Origin of the sequence: Actinomycetospora sp. CA-053990 (assembly GCF_050948445.1) — a bacterium.
Lineage (GTDB): Bacteria > Actinomycetota > Actinomycetes > Mycobacteriales > Pseudonocardiaceae > Actinomycetospora > Actinomycetospora callitridis.
The window spans coordinates 5,097,527-5,118,182 of the sequence record NZ_CP192043.1 but is presented as its reverse complement, the minus strand read 5'-3'; the positions used below and the strand labels follow the sequence as shown (position 1 = coordinate 5,118,182).

Annotated in this window: 20 protein-coding genes; 13 read left to right on the top strand and 7 right to left on the bottom strand. The window is 74.6% G+C overall.

Annotated features, from left to right (window positions below; all coding sequences use genetic code 11):
- The first annotated feature begins 97 nt into the window (after positions 1-97).
- On the top strand, positions 98-916 hold the full coding sequence (locus ACQPYN_RS26245; RefSeq protein WP_433029358.1) for a Bax inhibitor-1/YccA family protein: 819 nt from the start codon (positions 98-100) through the stop codon (positions 914-916).
- Positions 917-980: 64 nt separating this feature from the next.
- Here the strand turns inward: ACQPYN_RS26245 and ACQPYN_RS26240 are convergent, their stop codons facing one another.
- Positions 981-2,225: an acetyl-CoA C-acetyltransferase gene (locus ACQPYN_RS26240; RefSeq protein WP_433029356.1), complete on the bottom strand. Its 1,245-nt coding sequence runs from the start codon at positions 2,223-2,225 to the stop codon at positions 981-983.
- A gap of 121 nt (positions 2,226-2,346) precedes the next feature.
- On the opposite strand from ACQPYN_RS26240, the gene ACQPYN_RS26235 reads away from it, so the two are divergent.
- Both ACQPYN_RS26235 and ACQPYN_RS26230 read left to right on the top strand, forming a co-directional pair.
- Positions 2,347-3,750 (top strand): cystathionine beta-synthase, encoded by a 1,404-nt coding sequence (locus ACQPYN_RS26235; RefSeq protein ID WP_433029354.1) that lies wholly within the window; start codon positions 2,347-2,349, stop codon positions 3,748-3,750.
- A gap of 25 nt (positions 3,751-3,775) precedes the next feature.
- On the top strand, positions 3,776-4,921 hold the full coding sequence (locus ACQPYN_RS26230) for a cystathionine gamma-synthase (protein WP_433039055.1): 1,146 nt from the start codon (positions 3,776-3,778) through the stop codon (positions 4,919-4,921).
- A 16-nt stretch (positions 4,922-4,937) separates the two neighbouring features.
- Here the strand turns inward: ACQPYN_RS26230 and ACQPYN_RS26225 are convergent, their stop codons facing one another.
- Both ACQPYN_RS26225 and ACQPYN_RS26220 read right to left on the bottom strand, forming a co-directional pair.
- Positions 4,938-5,381: a PPOX class F420-dependent oxidoreductase gene (locus tag ACQPYN_RS26225; RefSeq protein ID WP_433029352.1), complete on the bottom strand. Its 444-nt coding sequence runs from the start codon at positions 5,379-5,381 to the stop codon at positions 4,938-4,940.
- A gap of 41 nt (positions 5,382-5,422) precedes the next feature.
- The gene (locus ACQPYN_RS26220; protein WP_433029350.1) at positions 5,423-5,722 is read right to left on the bottom strand and encodes a hypothetical protein; all 300 of its coding nucleotides are present in this window, start codon (positions 5,720-5,722) and stop codon (positions 5,423-5,425) included.
- A gap of 310 nt (positions 5,723-6,032) precedes the next feature.
- Between ACQPYN_RS26220 and ACQPYN_RS26215 the strand changes: the two genes are divergently transcribed.
- On the top strand, positions 6,033-7,232 hold the full coding sequence (locus tag ACQPYN_RS26215) for a threonine ammonia-lyase (RefSeq protein ID WP_433029348.1): 1,200 nt from the start codon (positions 6,033-6,035) through the stop codon (positions 7,230-7,232).
- A gap of 3 nt (positions 7,233-7,235) precedes the next feature.
- Here the strand turns inward: ACQPYN_RS26215 and greA are convergent, their stop codons facing one another.
- On the bottom strand, positions 7,236-7,730 hold the full coding sequence (greA, locus tag ACQPYN_RS26210; protein ID WP_433029346.1) for a transcription elongation factor GreA: 495 nt from the start codon (positions 7,728-7,730) through the stop codon (positions 7,236-7,238).
- A 379-nt stretch (positions 7,731-8,109) separates the two neighbouring features.
- On the opposite strand from greA, the gene mca reads away from it, so the two are divergent.
- The 4 genes from mca (at position 8,110) to ACQPYN_RS26190 (ending at position 12,264) form a co-directional block, all read left to right on the top strand.
- Positions 8,110-9,018, top strand: coding sequence for a mycothiol conjugate amidase Mca (gene mca / locus ACQPYN_RS26205; protein WP_433029344.1), 909 nt, complete (start codon positions 8,110-8,112; stop codon positions 9,016-9,018).
- Positions 9,015-9,335 (top strand): hypothetical protein, encoded by a 321-nt coding sequence (locus ACQPYN_RS26200; protein WP_433029342.1) that lies wholly within the window; start codon positions 9,015-9,017, stop codon positions 9,333-9,335. Before mca ends, ACQPYN_RS26200 begins: the two co-directional genes overlap by 4 nt.
- Before the next feature lie 26 nt (positions 9,336-9,361).
- A complete protein-coding gene (locus ACQPYN_RS26195) occupies positions 9,362-11,386 on the top strand; it encodes a thioredoxin domain-containing protein (protein WP_433029340.1) in 2,025 nt (674 codons plus the stop codon).
- A 191-nt stretch (positions 11,387-11,577) separates the two neighbouring features.
- Positions 11,578-12,264 carry a hypothetical protein gene (locus ACQPYN_RS26190; protein WP_433039053.1) on the top strand — a complete coding sequence of 229 codons (687 nt, stop codon included), beginning with the start codon at positions 11,578-11,580 and terminating at the stop codon, positions 12,262-12,264.
- A 15-nt stretch (positions 12,265-12,279) separates the two neighbouring features.
- Here ACQPYN_RS26190 and trhA read toward each other — a convergent pair whose 3' ends face one another.
- Positions 12,280-12,966: a PAQR family membrane homeostasis protein TrhA gene (gene trhA, locus ACQPYN_RS26185; protein ID WP_433039051.1), complete on the bottom strand. Its 687-nt coding sequence runs from the start codon at positions 12,964-12,966 to the stop codon at positions 12,280-12,282.
- A gap of 150 nt (positions 12,967-13,116) precedes the next feature.
- Here trhA and ACQPYN_RS26180 point away from each other — a divergent pair, with 150 nt between their 5' ends.
- A complete protein-coding gene (locus ACQPYN_RS26180) occupies positions 13,117-13,878 on the top strand; it encodes an isoprenyl transferase (protein ID WP_433039049.1) in 762 nt (253 codons plus the stop codon).
- Between the two features lie 122 nt (positions 13,879-14,000).
- Here ACQPYN_RS26180 and ACQPYN_RS26175 read toward each other — a convergent pair whose 3' ends face one another.
- On the bottom strand, positions 14,001-14,474 hold the full coding sequence (locus tag ACQPYN_RS26175; protein WP_433029338.1) for a hypothetical protein: 474 nt from the start codon (positions 14,472-14,474) through the stop codon (positions 14,001-14,003).
- Between the two features lie 332 nt (positions 14,475-14,806).
- Here ACQPYN_RS26175 and ACQPYN_RS26170 point away from each other — a divergent pair, with 332 nt between their 5' ends.
- The 3 genes from ACQPYN_RS26170 (at position 14,807) to ACQPYN_RS26160 (ending at position 17,895) form a co-directional block, all read left to right on the top strand.
- Positions 14,807-15,373, top strand: a complete 567-nt coding sequence (locus tag ACQPYN_RS26170; protein WP_433029336.1) for a hypothetical protein — start codon at positions 14,807-14,809, stop codon at positions 15,371-15,373.
- Positions 15,346-16,149: a hypothetical protein gene (locus ACQPYN_RS26165; protein ID WP_433029334.1), complete on the top strand. Its 804-nt coding sequence runs from the start codon at positions 15,346-15,348 to the stop codon at positions 16,147-16,149. The genes ACQPYN_RS26170 and ACQPYN_RS26165 overlap by 28 nt, the downstream gene beginning before the upstream one ends.
- A gap of 396 nt (positions 16,150-16,545) precedes the next feature.
- Complete coding sequence (locus ACQPYN_RS26160; RefSeq protein ID WP_433029332.1) at positions 16,546-17,895, top strand: PhoH family protein; 1,350 nt, start codon at positions 16,546-16,548, stop codon at positions 17,893-17,895.
- A gap of 162 nt (positions 17,896-18,057) precedes the next feature.
- Here ACQPYN_RS26160 and ACQPYN_RS26155 read toward each other — a convergent pair whose 3' ends face one another.
- The gene (locus ACQPYN_RS26155) at positions 18,058-19,500 is read right to left on the bottom strand and encodes a GuaB1 family IMP dehydrogenase-related protein (RefSeq protein ID WP_433029330.1); all 1,443 of its coding nucleotides are present in this window, start codon (positions 19,498-19,500) and stop codon (positions 18,058-18,060) included.
- 59 nt (positions 19,501-19,559) lie between these two features.
- On the opposite strand from ACQPYN_RS26155, the gene ACQPYN_RS26150 reads away from it, so the two are divergent.
- Positions 19,560-20,654, top strand: coding sequence for a winged helix DNA-binding domain-containing protein (locus ACQPYN_RS26150; RefSeq protein ID WP_433029328.1), 1,095 nt, complete (start codon positions 19,560-19,562; stop codon positions 20,652-20,654).
- The last annotated feature ends 2 nt before the right edge of the window (positions 20,655-20,656 follow it).

The following is a 20,656-nucleotide window of genomic DNA, read 5'->3' as shown; positions in this document are numbered from 1 at the left end:
GCATCCCGTCGTTGCACCAGGTGGACGACAGTCCGCGGTGAACCGGCAGGCGGCATCCCGCCGTCGGAGCCGGCTTCGCGTAGGAGGAGGACGAGAGGTGCGCACCAGCAGCAACCCGGCGTTCCGCAACCTGCCCACCTCACCGGGTGGGTATGCGCGGTTCGGCTCGGCGGGTCAGGCCCCGGCCGGCATGGCCGGCGCAGGCGGCATGTTCGGCGGGGGCGGCAGCCCGATGCCGACGGCGGCGGCCGACGACCGTCCGCTCACCGTCGACGACGTCGTCCAGAAGACGGCGCTCAACGCCGTCCTCGCCATCGCCGTCGGTATCGCGAGTGCCGTGGTCGGCCTCGGGTTCATCGGGATCATCGGTGGACTCGTCGTCGGACTCGTCCTCGCCCTGATCATCATCTTCAAGCAGAGCACCAACAAGGCGCTCGTCCTGGGCTACTCCCTCGCCGAGGGTGTCGCCCTCGGATCGCTGACCGGGCTCCTCGAGAGTTCGAGCAGCCAGTACGCCGGCATCGGCTTCCAGGCGATCCTCGGTGTGCTGGGCGTCTTCATCGGCATGCTGGTCGTCTACAAGACCGGCGCCATCCGGGTGACGCCCCGCCTGACCAAGATGGTCATCGGCGCCGCCATCGGCGTCCTGATCCTCATGGTCGCGAACCTGCTGATCAGCTTCTTCGTCGACGGCGGCCTGGGCCTGCGCTCGGGCGGCCCGCTGGCGATCATCTTCAGCCTGGTCTGCATCGGCATCGGCGCCTTCATGCTGCTGCTCGACTTCGACCAGGCCGACCAGGCGGTCAAGGCCGGCGTCCCCGCGCGGTTCGCGTGGTACCTGGCCTTCGGCTTCATGACCACGCTGGTCTGGCTCTACATCGAGATCCTGCAGCTGCTGAGCTACTTCCGGCAGTAGCGCGCGACACCGACGACGACGGCCCCTCCCGAACCATCCGGGAGGGGCCGTCGCACGTCCGGGCTCAGTTCAGGCGCTCGAGCACCATCGCCATGCCCTGCCCGCCGCCGACGCACATGGTCTCGAGGCCGAGCGTGGCGTCGCGGGTGCGCAGGCCGTTGATCAGCGTCGTGGCGATGCGCGCGCCGGTCATGCCGAACGGGTGGCCGACGGCGATCGAGCCGCCGTGCACGTTGAGCTTCTCCTCGATGTCGTCGTCGGACATCCCCAGGCCCCGCGCCGAGGGGAGGACCTGGGCGGCGAAGGCCTCGTTGATCTCGACGAGGTCGACGTCGGCGATCCCGAGCCCGGCCCGGGCCAGCGCCCGCGCCGACGCCTCGATCGGGCCGAGGCCCATGATCTCGGGCGAGAGCGCGCTGACGGCGGTGGAGACGATGCGCGCGAGCGGGGTGATCCCCAGCGCCTCGGCGCGCTCCGCGGACATCACCACGAGCGCGGCGGCGCCGTCGTTGAGCGGGCAGGCGTTGCCGGCGGTGATGCGCCCGTCGGGACGGAAGACCGGCTTGAGGTCGGCGAGCGCCTCGTACGTGGTGCTCGGCCGGGGGCTGTCGTCGTGCTCCATCACCGAGCCGTCGGGCAGCGTCACCGGGGTGATCTCGCGGGCCCAGAAGCCGTTCTGCTGCCCGGCGCCCGCCCGCTGCTGCGAGCGCGCAGCGAAGCGGTCCATCTCCTCGCGCGTCACGCCCTCGGCCAGCGCGACGTTCTCCGCGGTCTGCCCCATCGCGATGTACGCGTCCGGGAGCAGGCCGTCGGCGCGCGGGTCGTGCCACTCGGTGGCGCCGGCCGCGGCCACCTCGGCCGTGCGGGCCTCGGCGTCGGCGAACAGCGGGTTGTGCGTGCCGGGCAGGTTGTCGGAGCTGCCCTTGTCGAAGCGCGAGACGGTCTCGACGCCGGCGGCGAGGAAGACGTCGCCCTCGCCGGCGCGGATGGCGTGCGCGGCCATGCGTGCGGTCTGCACCGACGACGAGCAGTACCGCGTGATCGTCGCGCCGGGCAGGGTGTCCATCCCGAGCTGGACGGCGACGATGCGCGCGAGGTTGTGGCCCTGCTCGCCGCCGGGCAGGCCGCAGCCGAGCAGGAGGTCCTCGACCTCGGTCGGGTCGAGCGCGGGCACGGCGTCGAGCGCGGCGCGCACCACCTGCGCGGTGAGGTCGTCGGGGCGCATCCCGGCCAGCGAGCCCTTGCGGGCGCGGCCGATCGGCGAGCGGACGGCGGACACGATGACGGCCTCGCGGCCTGGGGCGACCATGGCGCCGACCCTACGACCGCGCACCAGGGCGGGCTTCGCCGTCGGCGCCCGGCGAGGTGATCCGGCGCACGTCCGAGGGGGTGGGGCGCGCTCCGGGCGGCAAAGCCGGAGGATGGGTGTCATGCGCTACGCGGAGCACGTCGCGGACCTCATCGGCCACACGCCGCTGGTGCGTCTCAACCACGTCGTCCCGACGGGGCCCGACGCGCCCCTGGTGCTCGCGAAGGTCGAGTACTTCAACCCCGGCGGCAGCGTGAAGGACCGCATCGCCGAGAAGATGATCGACGCCGCCGAGGCGTCGGGCGAGCTGAAGCCGGGCGGCACCATCGTCGAGCCGACATCGGGCAACACCGGCATCGGCCTGGCGATCATCGCCCAGCAGCGCGGCTACCACTGCATCTTCGTCGTGCCCGACAAGGTGAGCGTGGCGAAGCAGGACGCGTTGCGCGCGTACGGCGCCGAGGTCGTCGTCTGTCCCGCCGCCGTGGAGCCCGAGAGCCCGGAGTCGTACTACTCGGTCTCCGACCGGCTCGCCCGCGACACCGACGGCGGCTGGAAGCCCAACCAGTACGCCAACCTCGCCAACCCGGCGTCGCACGTCGAGTCGACCGGTCCGGAGATCTGGGACCAGACCGACGGGCGCATCACGCACTTCGTCGCCGGCGTCGGCACCGGCGGCACGATCTCGGGCACCGGTCACTACCTCAAGGACGTCTCCGACGGGCGGGTGCGCATCGTCGGCGCCGACCCCGTGGGCTCGGTGTACTCCGGCGGCGACGGGCGGCCCTACCTCGTCGAGGGTGTCGGCGAGGACTTCTGGCCGACGACGTACGACCGCGGGGTCCCCGACGAGATCGTCGCCGTCCCCGACGCCGACTCCTTCCACATGACGCGGCGCCTCGCCCGCGAGGAGGCGCTGCTGGTCGGCGGCTCGTGCGGGATGGCCGTGTGCGCGGCCGCGAAGGTCGCCGCGGAGGCCGGCCCCGACGACGTCATCGTCGTGCTCCTGCCCGACGGTGGTCGCGGCTACCTGTCGACGGTGTTCAACGACGGGTGGATGTCGTCCTACGGGTTCCTCACCCCCGACACCACCGAGTGGACGGTCGGCGACATCCTGCGTCGCAAGGACGGCTCCATCCCCGACCTCGTCCACGGCCATCCCAACGAGACCGTCGCCGACGCCGTGTCGATCATGCGGGAGTTCGGCGTCTCGCAGATGCCGATCGTCAAGGCCGAGCCGCCGGTCATGGCGGCCGAGGTGCGCGGCGCCGTGACCGTGCGCGACCTGCTCGACAACCTCTTCAACAACCGGGCGTCGCTGACCGACCCCGTCGAGGACCACCTCTCGAAGCCGCTGCCGAGCCTGGGGAGCACCGAGCCGCTGTCGAAGGCGATGGAGGCGCTGCGCGGGGGCGACGGGGCGCTGGTGCTCGTGGACGGCCGTCCCGCCGGCATCGTCACCCGCGCCGACATCCTGGCGTTCCTCGCCACGGGCAGCCGTTACGACATGGGTGGGCCGGCGTGAACCCGGGGTGCCTAGGGTGGACGAGGTGAACGGTTTCTCGACCCGCGCCCTGCACGACGGCCAGGAGCCCGACCCGACCACGGGCTCGGTCGTCGTCCCCATCTTCGCGACGTCCACCTTCGCCCAGGACGGCGTCGGTGGGCTGCGCTCGGGCTACGAGTACGCGCGCACCGGCAACCCCACGCGCACCGCGCTGGAGACGACGCTGGCCTCGCTCGAGGGCGGCCGGCACGCCCGGGCGTTCGCGTCGGGCATGGCGGCCGAGGACGCGCTGCTGCGCGGCGTGCTGCGCCCCGGCGACCACGTGCTCATGCCGCTCGACGCCTACGGCGGCACCTACCGGCTGATCTCGACGGTCTACTGCGACTGGGGCGTCGAGTACACCGCGGTCGACACCGCCGACGTCGACGCCGTGCGGGCGGCGATCCGCCCGAACACCAAGATCCTCTGGTGTGAGACGCCGACCAACCCGCTGCTCGGCATCGCCGACATCGCGGCGCTCGGCGCCCTGGCCCGCGAGCACGACCTGATGCTGGTCGTCGACAACACCTTCGCCTCGCCCTACCTGCAGGCCCCGCTCACGCTCGGCGCGCACGCGGTCGTGCACTCGACGACGAAGTACCTCGGCGGGCACTCCGACGTCGTCGGCGGCGCGCTCGTCACCGACGACACCGAGCTCGACGCCACGCTCGGGCGCATGCAGAACGGCATGGGCGCGGTGCCCGGCCCGTTCGACTGCTTCCTCACCCAGCGCGGCCTCAAGACCCTCGCCGTGCGCATGGAGCGCCACAGCGACAACGCCGAGCGCGTCGCCGACGTCCTCGCCGCCCACCCGGCGGTCGTCTCGGTCCTCTACCCGGGCCGTGCCGACCACCCGGGGCACGAGGTGGCCGCCAAGCAGATGCGCCGTTTCGGGGGGATGATCTCGGCCCGCATCGCCGGCGGCGAGCAGGCCGCCCGCGACTTCTGCGCCGCGACCCGGGTGTTCACGCTCGCGGAGTCCCTGGGCGGCGTGGAGTCGCTCGTCGAGCACCCCGGCGCGATGACCCACGCCTCGGCGGCGGGCTCGCTGCTCGAGGTGCCCGCCGACCTCGTGCGCCTGTCGGTCGGGCTGGAGGACGCCGACGACCTCGTCGACGACGTCCGCCAGGCGCTCGACTCGCTGTCGTAGAGGCTGTCCTCGAGGCTCAGCCCAGGGCGTCGCCGTAGACGTGGTCGACGCTCATCGTCATGAGCACGCGGCGGTCGGCCACCATCGTCGCGCGGTAGTCGTCCCAGTCGGGGTGGTCACCGGCCGCCGCGCGGTAGTACGCGACGAGGGCCTCGACCTCCGGGCCGTGCGGGTCGGTGCCCGGGCCGACGAGCGTCACCGTCCCCTCGGCGGTGGCCCACGACCGGCCGTCGGCGCTCGTGACCTCCAGCGCGGCGCGGGGGTCGCGGCGCAGGTTCGCGGTCTTGGCGCGTCCCTCGGTCATCGAGACGGTGAGGGTGCCCGCCTCGCGGTCGTAGAACGGCATGACGGGCGAGAGCTGCGGACGGCCGTCGGCCTTGATCGTGGCGAGGACGCCCAGACGGCTCCCGGCGAGCAGGGCGCGCGGGTCGAACGGCAGGTCTGACGAAGGGGCGGTCATGCCCCGATCCTGGCCCCGCGGGCCGGGATCGTCAGCCGCTCCTACCCGCGGCGCGAGGCCGGGTCGTGCATCGAGGGGTCGGTCATCGGGTCGATGTCGCCGGGCTTCACGCAGCCCCCGACGAGGGCGATGCCGTCCGGGGTGCTGACGTAGGTGCCCGGGTCGTCGCACCCGGCGCTGCCGACGGTGCCGAAGGCCGCCACCGCGAGCAGCGCGGCGAGCAGCAGGGGCAGCGCGCGGGCCACCCGTGACGCGCGCGTGCCGTCGGCGGGCGCGCCATCCGCCGCGGCGGCGGGCGCCGCAGCCGTCGCGAGGGGAGCCGTAGGGGCGGAGGCCGACACGTCGGAGAACGTGTGGGGAGGCCGTGAGGTTCCCGGCGCCGGGCCGACCGGATCGATCGCCATGCCGTCTCACCCCCTGGAGCGGATTCCTCACGCCGCCCCCACGAGGCTACCGACGTGCGTGGCGGGCGTGAGGCGCTCGCACGATCGGGCGATCGGCGACGGGCGTTCGGCGACGACCGGTCGACGGTTCGACCGTCGCCGACGGGCCGGGGCTCGCCACCGCCCCGCCACCGCCCGTCCGCCGTTCGCCTACCGGCGGGCGGACCACCCGGACGGCGGTCGCGGCGAGGAGGCAGGATCGGTCGGCGTGGAGCTGGTCGAGCGCGCGGACGTCGAGGCCGCCCGGGTCGCGCTGACCGGGATCGTGCGCACCACCCCGGTCGCGCCCTCGCGGGTGCTCTCGGGCTTCGCCGGCGGACCCGTCTCGCTCAAGTGCGAGAACCTCCAGCGCACGGGCAGCTTCAAGATTCGCGGTGCCTACCGGCGCATCGAGCGCCTCGGGCCGGAGGGCCGCGCGCCGGGGGTCGTCGCCGCGAGCGCCGGCAACCACGCGCAGGGCGTGGCGCTGGCCGCCCGCCTGCTCGACACACGGGCCACGGTGTTCATGCCCGCCGGGGCGCCGCTGCCGAAGCTCGCCGCCACGCGGGGCTACGGCGCCGACGTGCAGCTCGTCGACACGTTCGCCGAGACGCTCGAGGCCGCGGCGGCGTTCGCCGAGCGCACCGGCGCGGTGCTGATCCACCCCTTCGACCACCCCGACATCGTCGCGGGGCAAGGCACGGTCGGGCTCGAGATCCTCGAGCAGGTGCCGGACGTCGCCACCATCGTCGTGTGCACCGGCGGTGGTGGGCTGATCTCCGGGATCGCCGCCGCCGTGGCCGACCGCGGGGTGCACGTCGTCGGCGCCCAGGCGGCGGGCCTGGCCGCCTGGCCCCCGTCGCTGGCGGCCGGGGCACCGGTGACGGTCACCGGCGCGACGATCGCGGACGGGATCGCGGTCCCGCGGCCCGGCGACGTCACGTTCGCCCACGTCGCGGCCCTGGTCGACGAGATCGTGACCGTCGACGAGGAGGCCCTCGCCCGCGGGGTCCTGCGCAGCCTCGAGCGGGAGAAGCTGCTCGTCGAGCCGGCCGGGGCGGCGGCCGTCGCCGCGATCGCGGAGTACCCCGGGCGCTGGGCGGCCCCGGTGGTGGCGGTGGTGTCCGGCGGCAACGCCGACCCGCTGATGCTCGTCGACCTCGTGCGCCGCGGCCTCGTGGCGGCCGGGCGCTACGCGTCGCTGCGCGTGCGCCTGCCCGACCGCCCCGGCTACCTCGCCGACGTGCTGCGGCGGGTGGGGGCGGCCGGGGGCAACGTCGTCGACGTCGAGCACCGCCGCCTGATGGGGTCCGGGAGGTCGCTGGGTGCGGTGGACGTGGCCCTCACGCTCGAGGCGCGGGGCCACGAGCACGCGGCGGCGATCCTGGACGACCTGGCCGGCGCCGGGTACGAGGTGGCGCCGGAGTGAGACTCAGGAGCTGTAGGGCTCCGCGGAGACCAGCGTGACCTCCATCGACCCGCCGTCGGGCAGGTCGTAGCTCACGGTCTCGCCGGCCTTGGCGCCGAGCAGCGCCGAACCGAGCGGGGAGTTGGGCGAGTAGACCTCGAGGTCGCCGTGGGCGCCCTCCTCGCGCGAGCCGAGCAGGAACGTCTCGGTGTCGTCGTCGCCCTCGAAGCGGACGGTGAGCACCGTGCCCGGGACGGCGGTGCCGCTCTCGGTGGGCGTCTCGCCGACCTTCGCGGTGTGCAGGAGCTCCTGGAGGTGGCGGATGCGGGCCTCCATCACGCCCTGCTCCTCGCGGGCGGCGTGGTAGCCGCCGTTCTCCTTGAGGTCGCCCTCCTCGCGCGCAGCGTTGATCTTCTGCGCGATCACCGGACGCTGGGCGACGAGGTCGTCGAGCTCGGCCTTCAGCCGGTCGTGGGCGTCCTGGGTCAGCCAGGTCACCTGCGTCTGCGTCTCGGTCACGGTGATCAACTCCTCGGAGGTCCGGGCCCGCGCGACGCGGGTCGGTGGCCTGTTCTCCTCACGGGCCTTGCTGGCACCGCGCCAGGGTGGACGGTGCCGCGGCCCGGGGGCCACAGACGGAAAAACACGACCCGCGGCATGCGGGCCGTGTCGCCACACGGTAACACGATGGGCGCCGCTCGGAACCCGTCCGAGGATGCCGCGCTGCGGATCGGGTGCGCGTGAAGGGCCTTGCCCACCTGCGCTTTCTCTGTCAAGAGGGGGTGGCGCGGGGTCCGCGGGCGGGGCTGTCGGGGGTGGCCGGGATGATGGGGGGCGACCGGGGTGTTGCACCACGGTGGTCACCAGAACGACGCACGAGGACGGCTCCGGACAGACGATGAGCGCACTCCCTACCGACCAGCCGCTGCGGCTGATGACGGTGCACGCCCACCCCGACGACGAGGCCAGCAAGGGCGCCGCCTCCTGTGCCCGCTACGTCGCCGAGGGCGTGGAGGTCATGGTCGTCACCTGCACGGGTGGCGAGGCCGGCAGCATCCTCAACCCGGCGATGGACACCCCCGAGGTCAACGCGGACATGCCGGGCACGCGGCGTGCCGAGATGGCGAAGGCCGCGGCGATCCTGGGTGTGTCGCACCGCTGGCTCGGTTTCGTCGACTCCGGGCTGCCCGAGGGCGACCCGAAGCCCCCGCTGCCGCCGGGCTGCTTCGCGCTCGAGCCCCTCGAGGTGCCCACCGAGGCGCTCGTGCGGGTCATGCGCGAGTTCCGGCCGCACGTCGTCGTCACCTACGACGAGAACGGCGGCTACCCGCACCCGGACCACATCCGCTGCCACGAGGTCTCGATGGCCGCGTTCGAGGCCGCGGGCGACCCGGAGCGCTTCCCGCTCGCGGGTGAGCCGTGGCAGCCGCTGAAGGTCTACTACTCGCACGGCTTCTCCAAGGCCCGCATCCAGGCCTTCCACGAGGCCCTGCTCGAGGCGGGCCTCGAGTCGCCGTGGGCGGAGTGGCTCGACCGCTGGGACGACTCGCGGCCCGACCCGGGCCAGCGGGTGACCACGCGCGTCACGTGCGCGGAGTACTTCGCAGTCCGCGACGACGCGCTGCGGGCGCACGCCACGCAGATCGACCCGAACGGCCGCTGGTTCCAGATGCCGCTGGAGCTGCAGCAGCGTGTGTGGCCCACCGAGGACTACGAGCTGGCACGCTCCCTGGTGGACACCGAGGAGACCAACGAGCAGCCCGGGGACGACCTGTTCGCGGGCGTCCGGGAGCGGGTCGGCGCATGACACCCCTCGCCGTGTGGTGGACGGTGCTGCCGCTGGCGGCGCCGCCGCCCGGCGCGCCGCCGGGGTCCGAGCGCGGCGAGGAGTTCGGCAAGACGTCGCCGATCGCGCTGGTGGTCATCCTGCTGCTCGGGCTGGCGACGGCCCTGCTCATCCGCTCGATGAACAAGCAGCTGCGCAAGGTGCCGCCGTCGTTCGACCCGGAGCCGCCCGAGTCGCGCGAGGGCGACGACGGTCCAGCGGACCCCGACGACCCGGTGGCGCCGACGGCGCCGCGCACCGACCGGACCGCGGATCCGCCGGGGACCGGTTCGTCCTGATCCCCGGCGGCTGCGAGGATCCCGTCATGGCCAACCGGCTCGCCGGCTCCACCAGCCCCTACCTGCGCCAACACGCCGACAACCCCATCGACTGGCAGCCCTGGTCGTCCGGGGCGTTCGCCGAGGCGCGCCGTCGCGAGGTGCCGGTCCTGCTCTCGGTGGGGTACGCCGCGTGCCACTGGTGCCACGTCATGGCGCACGAGTCGTTCTCCGATGCCGAGGTGGCGGCGTACGTCAACGCGCACTTCGTGGCGATCAAGGTCGATCGCGAGGAGCGCCCGGACGTCGACGCGGTCTACATGGAGGCCACCCAGGCCATGACCGGCCAGGGCGGCTGGCCGATGACCTGCTTCCTCACGCCCGACGGCGACCCGTTCCACTGCGGCACCTACTACCCGGCGAGCCCGCACGGGGGCATGCCGTCGTTCACCCAGCTGCTCGGGGCCGTGGTGCGGGCGTGGAGCGACGAGGGCGAGCGGGTGCGCGACGCCGCCCGCGCGATCACCGCGCGTCTCGCGTCGGTGTCCCGGTCGCTGCCGCCCGCCGGTGTCGACGCCGACACCCTCGCCGAGGCCGTCGTCGCGCTGACCGGCGACTTCGACGAGCAGCACGGCGGGTTCGGGGGCGCGCCGAAGTTCCCGCCGTCGGCGGTGCTGGAGTTCCTGCTGCGCCACCACGAGCGCACGGGCAGCTCCGACGCCCTCGCGATGACCGACATCACCGCCGAGGCGATGGCCCGCGGCGGGCTGTTCGACCAGCTCGCGGGCGGGTTCGCCCGCTACTCGGTCGACGCGACGTGGACCGTGCCGCACTTCGAGAAGATGCTCTACGACAACGCCCAGCTGCTGCGCGTCTACGCGCACCTGGCCCGGCTGACGGGGTCCCCGTCCGCCGCCCGTGTCACCGACATGACGGCCGCCTTCCTGCTGCGCGACCTGCGCACCGCCCAGGGCGGCTTCGCCTCGGCGCTCGACGCGGACGCCGCGGGGGAGGAGGGCTCGACCTACGTGTGGAGCCCCGCCGAGCTCGTCGAGGTCCTGGGCGCCGAGGACGGGGTGTGGGCCGCGGAGCTGCTCGGGGTCACGGCCGTCGGCACGTTCGAGCACGGCCGCTCCACGCTGCGGATGCCCGTCGATCCCGACGACCCGGGGCGCTGGCAGGCGGTCCGCCGGTCCCTGCTGGCCGCCCGTGCCGGCCGCCCGCAGCCCGAGCGCGACGACAAGGTCGTGGCCGGGTGGAACGCGCTGGCCGTCACCGCGCTGGTCGAGGCGTCGGCGGCCCTCGGGCGCAGCGAGTGGCTGGCCGCCGCGCGACGCGCGGTCGCGCTCCTGCTGCGCACCCACGTCGTCGACGGGCGGTTGCGCCGGACCTCGCGGGACGGCGAGGTCGGCGACGCCCCCGCGGTGCTCGAGGACCACGCCGCCCTCGTCGAGGCCCTGCTCGCGCTGCACCAGGCCACGGGCGAGGCGCGGTGGCTCGACGAGGCCCGGTCGCTGCTCGAGACGACGCTGACGCACTTCGCCGAGGTCGGCGAGGACGGGGCGTACACCGGCCGCTTCTGGGACACCGCCGACGACGCCGAGGCGCTCGTGACCCGCCCCCGCGAGATCACCGACGGCGCCACGCCGTGCGGGTCCTCGCTGCTGGCGGGGGCGCTGCTCACGGCCTCGGTGCTCGTCGAGCCGGAGGCCTCCGCGCGCTACCGCGAGCTCGCCGACGCCGCGGTGGACGCCGTGGGCACCCTGCTGTCCCGGCACTCGCGGTTCGCCGGCTCCTGGCTGGGCGTCGCCGAGGCCGCCGCCCACGGGCCGCTCCAGGTCGCCGTGGTGGCCGCGGACGCCCCCGGGCGTGTCCGGCTCGCCGACACCGCCCGGCGCCACGCCCCCGGCGGCTCGGTGGTCGTCGCGGGCGAGCCCGACGCCGACGGCGTGCCCCTGCTCGCCGACCGTCCCCTGGTCGACGGCGAGCCCGCCGCCTACGTCTGCCGCGGCTTCGTCTGCGACCGCCCCCGCACCGCGGCCGACGACCTCGCCGCCGCGCTCGCCCGCTGACGCGCGCCCGGGGTCTCCGGGGCCCGCGGTTTCTGCAGCGAACGCGCTGTTCGCTGCTTCTACGCGCGCGAAGTCCCCGTTGATCACGCCGTCGGGCCCGCTTCGCCACCGGCGAACACGTCGACGCACCCACTCCGGCGTTGCTGTGTAATGCTGTAAGCACAGCAAGAACGTGGAGGAGGAGCGTCATGATGGTGGGACGCGGAGGACATCGGGGCCGGCCGGGGCGCGGCGGTCCGGGACGGCGCGGCGGCGGACGGGTCCCGACGGACCTGCCCGGCACCGACGACCTCGCGGGCTGGCTCGCGGGCCGGCTCCCGGACGGATGGTTCGCGGGCACGCCGACCGTGACGGTCGACCGCGAGGAGATCCTCGTGGTCGGTGAGCTGGCGGCGCCGAACCTGGACGCGGACGCCGACGAGGCCGCGCGCGCCGCGGCGTCGCACGGGCGCATCGAGCGGTTCCGCGAGGAGACCCGCGAGGAGCGCATGGAGGTCGCGCGCCAGGCCGAGCACCGCTACGGGCGCAAGGTGGCCTGGGGCGCGCGGATCGGCGAGGTCGAGGAGCTGTTCACGACCCTCTCGGTGCCGGTGATGACGCGGCTGCGCCAGTCCGAGCGCCTGGTGCTCGACACGCTGGTCGACGCCGGCGTGGCCCGCTCGCGGTCGGACGCGCTGGCCTGGGCGGTGGCCCTGGTCGGCGAGCACGCCAGCACGTGGCTGGACGACCTGCGCGGCGCGATGAGCGCGGTCGACGAGCTGCGGACCCGCGGCCCGGTGCTCGACGACGAGGACACCGCGACGCCGGGAGCCGGCGGCGTGGACGACCGCCCGGACCCCGACGGCGGCGGCGGGGACCCGATCCCCCCGCAGGGCTAGGACCCGCGCGGCGCGCTAGCCCGCGTAGAGCACCAGCCAGATCGCCACGTAGTGGCAGGCCGCGGCGATGACCGTCGCGGCGTGGAAGAACTCGTGGAAGCCGAAGGTGTCCGGCCAGCCGACGGGGCGGCGCAGGGCGTAGAAGACGGCGCCCAGGCTGTAGAACGCCCCGCCGACGAGCAGCAGGACGAGCGCCGCCACGCCTCCGCGGTGGAGCAGGTCGGGGATCACGAAGACCGCGACCCAGCCGAGGGCCAGGTAGAACGGCACCCCGACCCACCGCGGGGCGTGCGGCCACGCGATCTTGAGGACGACGCCGCCCAGCGCGCCCGCCCACACGACGGCCAGCACGATCAGGCCGGTGCGCTCGGGCAGGGCGAGCACGGCGAACGGCGTGTAGGTGCCCGCGATGAAGACGAAGATCATCGCGTGGTCGAGGCGCTTCATGACCGTCCGCGCGCGCTCCGTGTGCCACGTCCGCCGGTGGTAGAGCGCGCTGACCCCGAACACGCCGCACACCGTCAGCGAGTAGACGGCCACGGCGACGGCCGCCTCCGCCGACACGGTCGCGCCGGCCAGGGACACCAGCACGATCCCGGCCGCGACCGCGACCACGAACGACCACAGGTGCAACCAGCCGCGCAGCCGCGGCTTGACCGGGACCAGGTCGGCATCGGGGTCGGTGACGGTCACGGGCTCCAGGATAGGGCCGGAACCTGGAGATCCAGGCCGGTGTGACGGCGTTCGCGGTGCTGTCGCGAGGCCGTCCCCGGGCCGTCACCGCTCGGTCACGGGCCTCAACGCCGCCGGGCGCACCGACTACCGTGGGCCGCCGTGACACTCCGGGACGATCTGCGCCAGGTCGCCTACTCGCTCTACGAGCGGCGGCTGCGCCGTCGTGGAGCCACGAGCGCGCCGCCGCGTCACATCGGGGTCATCCTCGACGGCAACCGCCGGTGGGCGCGGGAGGCGGGACTGGCCGATCCCAGCGACGGCCACCGCGTCGGAGCAGCCAAGATCGTCGAGCTCCTGGACTGGAGCCAGGAGGCCGGCGTCGAGGTCGTCACCCTGTTCCTGCTCTCCACCGACAACCTCGACCGGCCGACCGCGGAGCTCGACCAGCTGCTCGAGATCATCGCCTCGGCGGTGGAGGGTCTCGCGGCCCCGGACCGCCGGTGGCGCCTGCGGGTGGTCGGCAACCCCGACGCCCTGCCCCGGCCGCTGGCCGAGCGCATCGAGGCGGCCGCGGACGGCACGGCGGGCCGCGATGGCATGGAGGTCAACGTCGCCATCGGCTACGGCGGGCGGCAGGAGATCGCCGACGCCGTGCGCAAGCTCCTGCTGCGCCACGCCGAGGCCGGCACGTCGATCGAGGAGCTCGCCGAGGTGCTCGACGTCGACCACATCGCCGAGCACCTCTACACGTCGGGCCAGCCGGATCCCGACCTCGTGATCCGCACCTCCGGTGAGCAGCGGCTCTCGGGGTTCCTCATGTGGCAGTCCGTGTACTCGGAATTCTATTTCACCGAGGCCCTGTGGCCGCAGTTCCGTCACATCGATTTCCTGCGGGCCCTGCGCGACTATTCCCGACGGAATCGTCGCTGGGGCGGCTGATCAGCGAGCGCGCGCGAGAACGGCCCCGGGAGCAGTGCTCCCGGGGCCGTTCCCGTGTTCCCCCGACCGCGGACGACCCGTGCCATCCCCCGATGGGCACGGATCGTCCGCGGACGTGTGGACTAGCGCGAGTTGTCCGTGCTGAGGACGTTGATGTTGTCCAGGCTGGCGTTGGCCAGGATGTTGTCGGCGCTGATCAGACGGTCGCCCGAGGAGATCGCGGTGCGGTCGCCGCCGCCGTCGCGGCCGTGCCCGCCGTGGCCGTGCCCGTCGTGCCCGTCGTGCCCGCCGCGGCCGCCACCGTCGCCGCAGTCGCTGTCACGCGAGTTGTCCTGCGAGAGGACGTTGATGTTGTCGGCGTCGAGGTTCGACGCCAGGTTGTCGAGGCTGACGAGCCGGTTGCCCGAGGAGATCGCGGTCTTGTCGCAGTCCCCACCGCCACCGCGGTGGCCGCGGTCGCCGTCGTGGTCGTGGTGGTGGCCGTGGTTGCCGTGGTCACCGCCGTGGGAGGGCGCCTCGCCGGCGGAGGCCAGCGGAGCGAGGGAGAGCATGCCCGCCGTCGCGCCCAGGACGACGATTCCCGCCTTCTTCAGCATCCAGTGCTCCAGTTTCGTTCGTTGGCATCGGCGGGAATTCGGGGTCCCCGTCGAATGGCTTCCAGCCCCACGGACGGTGCGGCTGATGGGCTAAAAGCTAGCCGCCCCGAGCAGGCCATTTCCAGCTCGGAACCCCCATCGAGTGATTGACAATTCCGACTGCGACTTGAGTGGGATGACCGGGTGATTCGCCGGTCACGTCCGCCGCGCATTCCGCGGCCGGCAGGGCATTCAGTGGCGGTGCGTCGCGGCCCTCGACACCCGCCTGTCGTATCAAGACCCGGCACCCGACGGACGAGGCCTCCCGCGGCCACGCGGCGTAGCCTCGTCCGGTGGTCGCGGACCCGGACGTCGACGGGGCGGGGAGCGCGGGTCTCGACGGGCTCGCGAGGGCCTATGTCCGCCTCGCGCTGCGCCTGGACCGGGTCGTGCCCGGGGTGCTCGACGCCCATCTCGGCGACCCCGCGGAGGCGGCGCGGGTCGCGGCCGAGCCGGCGCCCCGCCCCGACGACCTCGCCCGGGAGACGGGCCGCCTGCGCGAGGCGCTGCCCAGCGGGGGCTCCCGCTGCGCTGCCCGGTCCGCGTTCCTCGACGCCCAGCTGCGCGCGTGCCGGGTGCTCGCGGAGCGGGCCGGCGGCCGCGAGATCGGCTTCGTCGACGAGGTGGAGCGCAGCTACGGCGTGCGCATCGGCCGCGGCGAGCCCGACCGCTACCGCGAGGCCCACCGGGACCTCGACGCGCTGCTCGGGGGTCCGGCGCCCTCCCCGAGCGCCTGGCGGCCTTCCGCGACGGCGATCGCCTCGCCCCCGAGTACCTGGAGACCGCCCTCGCCGCCGCGGTCCGGGCCCTGCGCGAGCGCACCGCGGCCACCGTGGGGCTGCCGCCGGGCGAGGACGTGACGCTCGAGGTCGTCGACACCGCCCCGTGGAGCGGGTTCAGCCGCTGGGTGGGCCCGCGGCGCTCGACGATCACGGTGAACGGCGGCATCGGGCACCGGGTGACCCACCTGCCGCTGCTCGTGGCCCACGAGGCCTACCCGGGCCACCACACCGAGCACTGCCGCGTCGCGGCCGCCCGGGCGGCGGGCGGGGGACGGCCCGAGCGCGAGGTGTTCCTCGCGCGCACCCCGCAGAGCCTCGTGGCCGAGGGCGCCGCCGAGCTCGGGCTCGAGGCGGTGGTCGGACCGGGCTGGGGGCGCTGGAACGCCGAGGTGCTCGCGGCGGCGGGGGTGCCGACCGACCTCGAGCGCGCCGCGCTCGGCGAGGCCGTCGAGGAGGTCATGGCCCGCCTGGCGCCGGTGCGCCAGGACGCCGCCCTCATGCTGCACGCCGAGCACCGGCCCGACGCCGAGGTCGTCGCGCACCTGCGTCGCTGGCTGCTCGTCGACGAGGCCCGGGCGCGCCGGATGCTGGAGTTCCTGGCGCACCCGCGATGGCGCACCCACACGACCACCTACGTCGAGGGCGCGCGGCTGCTGCGGCCCTGGCTCGCCGGGTCCGGCCCGGATCCGGTCACAGCGCGTCTCGCCCACGTCCTCGACGACCCGCCCGCCCCCGAGCAACTGCGCGGCGGACCCCCGACGCCCGCGCCCCGTCCTGCGCCGCGACGTGCCGCCTGGCCGCCCTGGCTGCGCCGAACGGTCGGCGGGCGAGGCCTGCCGCCGGGAAATCGGTGAGCCACGTCACCAACTCGTCACGCTCGGCGCGCGACAGCGACCGGCTACCGGCGGTAGCGTCCGCGCCGACGGACCCGCACCGGATGCGGGGCGTCCGGGGAGGCCGGTAGTGGCAGATCGGAGCGGGACGGGGACGTCCACCGCTCGCGGCACCAGCGCCAGCACGGCGTCGGGGCTCGCGGTCGGCGCGACGCGACCGCCCTGGTCCGATCCCGGGGGAGGGCCGGCACCCGGTTCTGCCCCGCGATGGCGCAGGACGGCCCCCGGGCCGCGCCACCGCGCCGTCGAGCCGCCGGACTAGCCGACCCGTTCCGCCGAGGAACACAGTGGTCGCGGGTGCCGTGGCCGCTCGAGGGAGTCGTCGTGAGCGCAGCACCAGCCGAGCGTCCCGCTTCCGTGAGCACCGCCAGCACCACCGCCAGCACCCCCGTCACCGGTCCCTCCGGGGCCGCCGACGGCGCGCGCTGTTACGTCCTCGACACCTCCGTGCTCCTCTCGGACCCGTGGGCCCCCACGCGGTTCGCCGAGCACGAGGTGGTCCTCCCGCTCGTCGTCATCTCCGAGCTCGAGGGCAAGCGCCACCACTCCGAGCTGGGCTGGTTCGCGCGGGAGGCACTGCGTCTGCTCGACGACCTCCGCATCCGTCACGGCCGTCTCGACGAGCCGATCCCCATGACGCCGGAGGGAGGGACGCTGCGGGTCGAGCTCAACCACTCCGACCCGTCGGTGCTGCCGGCCGGGTTCCGGACGGCGGAGAACGACTCCCGGATCCTCGCCTGCGCGCTCAACCTCGCGGCCGAGTCGCACCCGGTCACCCTCGTCACGAAGGACATGCCGCTGCGGGTCAAGGCGGCCTCGGTGGGCCTGCCCGCCGACGAGTACCACGGCCAGGACGTCACGACGACGGGCTGGACGGGTACCGCCGAGGTCGCCGCGACCCCGGACGAGGTGTCCTCCCTCTTCGCCGACGGTGTCGCCGACGTCGAGGAGGCCCGCGAGCTGCCGTGCCACACCGGGCTGCGGCTGCTCGGCGGGGGCTCGTCCGCGCTCGGGCGGGTCACCCCGGACAAGCAGGTCCGTGTCGTGCGCGGTGACCGCGACGTCTTCGGCCTGCACGGCCGCTCGGCGGAGCAGCGCATCGCGATCGACCTGCTCACCGACCCCGACATCGGCATCGTCTCCATGGGCGGCCGGGCGGGCACCGGCAAGTCGGCGCTGGCCCTGTGCGCCGGACTCGAGGCGGTCCTCGAGCGCCAGCAGCACCGCAAGGTCGTCGTCTTCCGCCCGGTCTACGCCGTCGGCGGCCAGGACCTCGGCTACCTGCCGGGCGGCGAGAACGAGAAGATGGCGCCCTGGGCGCAGGCGGTGTTCGACACCCTCGGCGCGCTGGTGTCCTCCAACGTGGTCGAGGAGGTCATCGAGCGCGGGATGCTCGAGGTCCTGCCGCTGACCCACATCCGCGGCCGGTCGCTGCACGACGCCTTCGTCATCGTCGACGAGGCCCAGTCGCTGGAGCGCAACGTGCTGCTCACGGTGCTCTCGCGCCTGGGCACCAACTCGCGCGTCGTCCTCACCCACGACGTCGCCCAGCGCGACAACCTGCGGGTGGGCCGCCACGACGGCATCGCCGCCGTGATCGAGAAGCTCAAGGGCCACCCGCTGTTCGCCCACGTCACGCTGACCCGCTCCGAGCGCTCGCCGATCGCGGCGCTGGTCACCGAGATGCTGGAGGGTGAGCGGCTCTAGTCGGCCCCGGTCCGCGTTCTCGCGCGAAGGGCACCGTCGGCCGCTCTATCCGGCTGACGGTGCCCCTCGCGCGTACCGCGTGACGATCACCGTGCTCGGCGAAGGGGAACCCTCGCCGCTCTATCCGGCCGAAGGTGCCCTTCGCGCGACACGGCGCGCGGTCTACCAGCCACTGGGCAGGGGGTGTCCCTCCGCGAAGCCGGACGCGGACTGCACCCCGAGCGTCGCGCGCTCGTGGAACTCCTCGAGCGACGCGGCGCCGGTGTAGGTGCAGGCCGAGCGCACGCCCGCGCAGATGCTGTCGAGCAGGTCCTCCACGCCCGGGCGCTGGGGGTCGAGCTGCATGCGCGAGGACGAGATGCCCTCCTCGAACAGCCCCTTGCGGGCGCGGTCGAACGCCGAGTCGCCGCGGGTGCGGGCGGTGACGGCGCGCTTCGACGCCATGCCGAACGACTCCTTGTACGCCGCGCCGTGCTCGTCGCGCAGCAGGTCGCCGGGCGACTCGTAGGTGCCCGCGAACCACGAGCCCACCATGACCGCCGAGGCGCCGGCGGCGAGGGCGAGCGCGACGTCGCGGGGGTGGCGCACCCCACCGTCGGCCCAGACGTGCCCGCCGGCGGCCCGCGCCGCGGCCGCGCACACGGTGACCGCGGAGAACTGCGGGCGCCCGACGCCCGTCGCCATCCGCGTCGTGCACATCGCTCCGGGGCCGACCCCGACCTTGACGATGTCCGCGCCCGCCGCGATCAGGTCGCGCGTGCCCTCGGGGGTGACGACGTTCCCGGCGGCGATCACGGCGTCCGGCGCGGCCTCGCGGGCGGCGGCCAGCGCGGCGAGCATCTTCTCCTGGTGGCCGTGCGCCGTGTCCACGACGAGCACGTCGACGCCGGCCGCGCCCAGCTCCTTGACGCGGGTCGCCACGTCACCGTTGACCCCGAGCGCGGCGGCGATCCGCAGCCGCCCGTCGGCGTCCACCGCGGGCCGGTAGACCTCGGCGCGCAGCGCGCCGGTGCGCGTGAGGATGCCGGCGAGGCGACCGTCGTCGTCGACACCCAGGGCGGGCGCCCCCGCGTACGCCGGGTCCTGCAGCGCGTCGAACACCGCCCGCGGCGCAGTGCCGACCGGCAGGGACACCGCGGGGGAGAGGACGTCGGCGAGGCGGGTGAAGCGGTCGACCCCGTGGCACGCCGACTCCCCGACCACCCCGACCGGGCGCCCCGCGTCGTCGACCACGGCCACCGTGCGGTGCGCGCGCTTCGAGACGAGGTTGAGCGCGTCCGCCACCGCGTCGCCGGGGTGCAGCACCACAGGGGTGTCCCACACGGTGTGCCGCGACTTGACCCCCGCGACGATGTCGGCGACCGCCGCCGGGTCGACGTCCTGCGGGATGACGGCGAGGCCGCCGCGGCGCGCCAGCGTCTCGGCCATCCGGCGGCCGCTGACCGAGGTCATGTTCGCGGCGACGACCGGGATCGTGGCACCCGACGGGTCGGCCACCGAGAGGTCGACGTCGAAGCGCGAGGCCACGTCGGACCGCGTCGGGACGAGGAAGACGTCGTCGTAGGTCAGGTCGTGGGGCGGGCGCTCGCCGTCGAGGAAGTGCACGTGTCACGAGGCTACGCGGTCACGGGCGGCGGTCGGGGGCGGCTGGGAGGCTGACGTGCGTGACCGTCCTCGGGACCCGCGCGCTGAACCGGGCGGCGCTCGCCCGGCAGTTCCTGCTCGCCCGCGCCGACCTCCCGGCGCTCGACGCGGTCGCGCACCTCGGCGGGCTGCAGGCCCAGGAGCCGCAGGAGCCGTTCACCGGGCTGTGGTCGCGGCTGCAGGGGTTCGACCCGGCGGAGCTCTCGACCTTGCTCGTCGAGCGCCGGGTCGTGCGCACGCACCTCATGCGCCGCACCGTCCACCTCGTGACGGCCGACGACGCGGTGGCCTGGCGGTCGCGCCACGACGCGATGCTGCTCCAGCGCCTGCTCGGGGTGTACCGCGCGGAGCTCGCCGGGGTCGACCTCGCGGCACTGGCCGAGGCCGGGCGGGAGCTCCTCGCGCAGGACCCGAGCACGCTGCCCGCCGCCGGCCGCGTGCTCGCCGAGCGGTGGCCGGACGTGCCGCCGCGCGTGCTCGGCGAGGCGGTGAGCGTGCTCGTCCCGCTCGTGCAGGTGCCGCCGCGCGGGCTGTGGGGCCAGGCGGGGCCGGCCAGCAGCGTCGCGCTCGCGACGTGGCTCGGGCGGGCGTGCGACCCGCCGTCGCCGGACGGGGAGGACCCGGTCGGCGAGGCCCTGGTCCTGCGTTACCTCGCCGCCTTCGGCCCGGCGGCGACGGCCGACCTGCGCGCCTGGTCCGGGCTCGCCGGCCTGCCGCCGGCGGTGGCGCGCGTGCGGGAGCGGCTCGTGGCCTTCCGCGACGAGCGCGGCCGCGAGCTGCTCGACCTTCCCGACGCCCCGCGCCCCGATCCCGAGGTGCCGGCGCCCGTCCGCTTCCTCCCGGCGTTCGACAACCTCGTGCTGGGCTACGACGACCGCTCGCGGTTCATCGACGACGCCCACCGCGGGCTTTCGGTGGCCGGGACACGGTTCGTGCTGGTCGACGGCCGGGTGGCGGCGAGCTGGACGGTCGTCGACGGCGTCGTCACCGTCACCCCGCTGCGCCGCTTCTCCCGCGCCGACCGCCAGGACGTCGGCGAGGAGGGCCGGGCGCTCGCCGCCTTCCTCTCCGGCGGCGCGAGTCCTCGCGTGACGATCGCCGCGTCGCCCCGCTGATC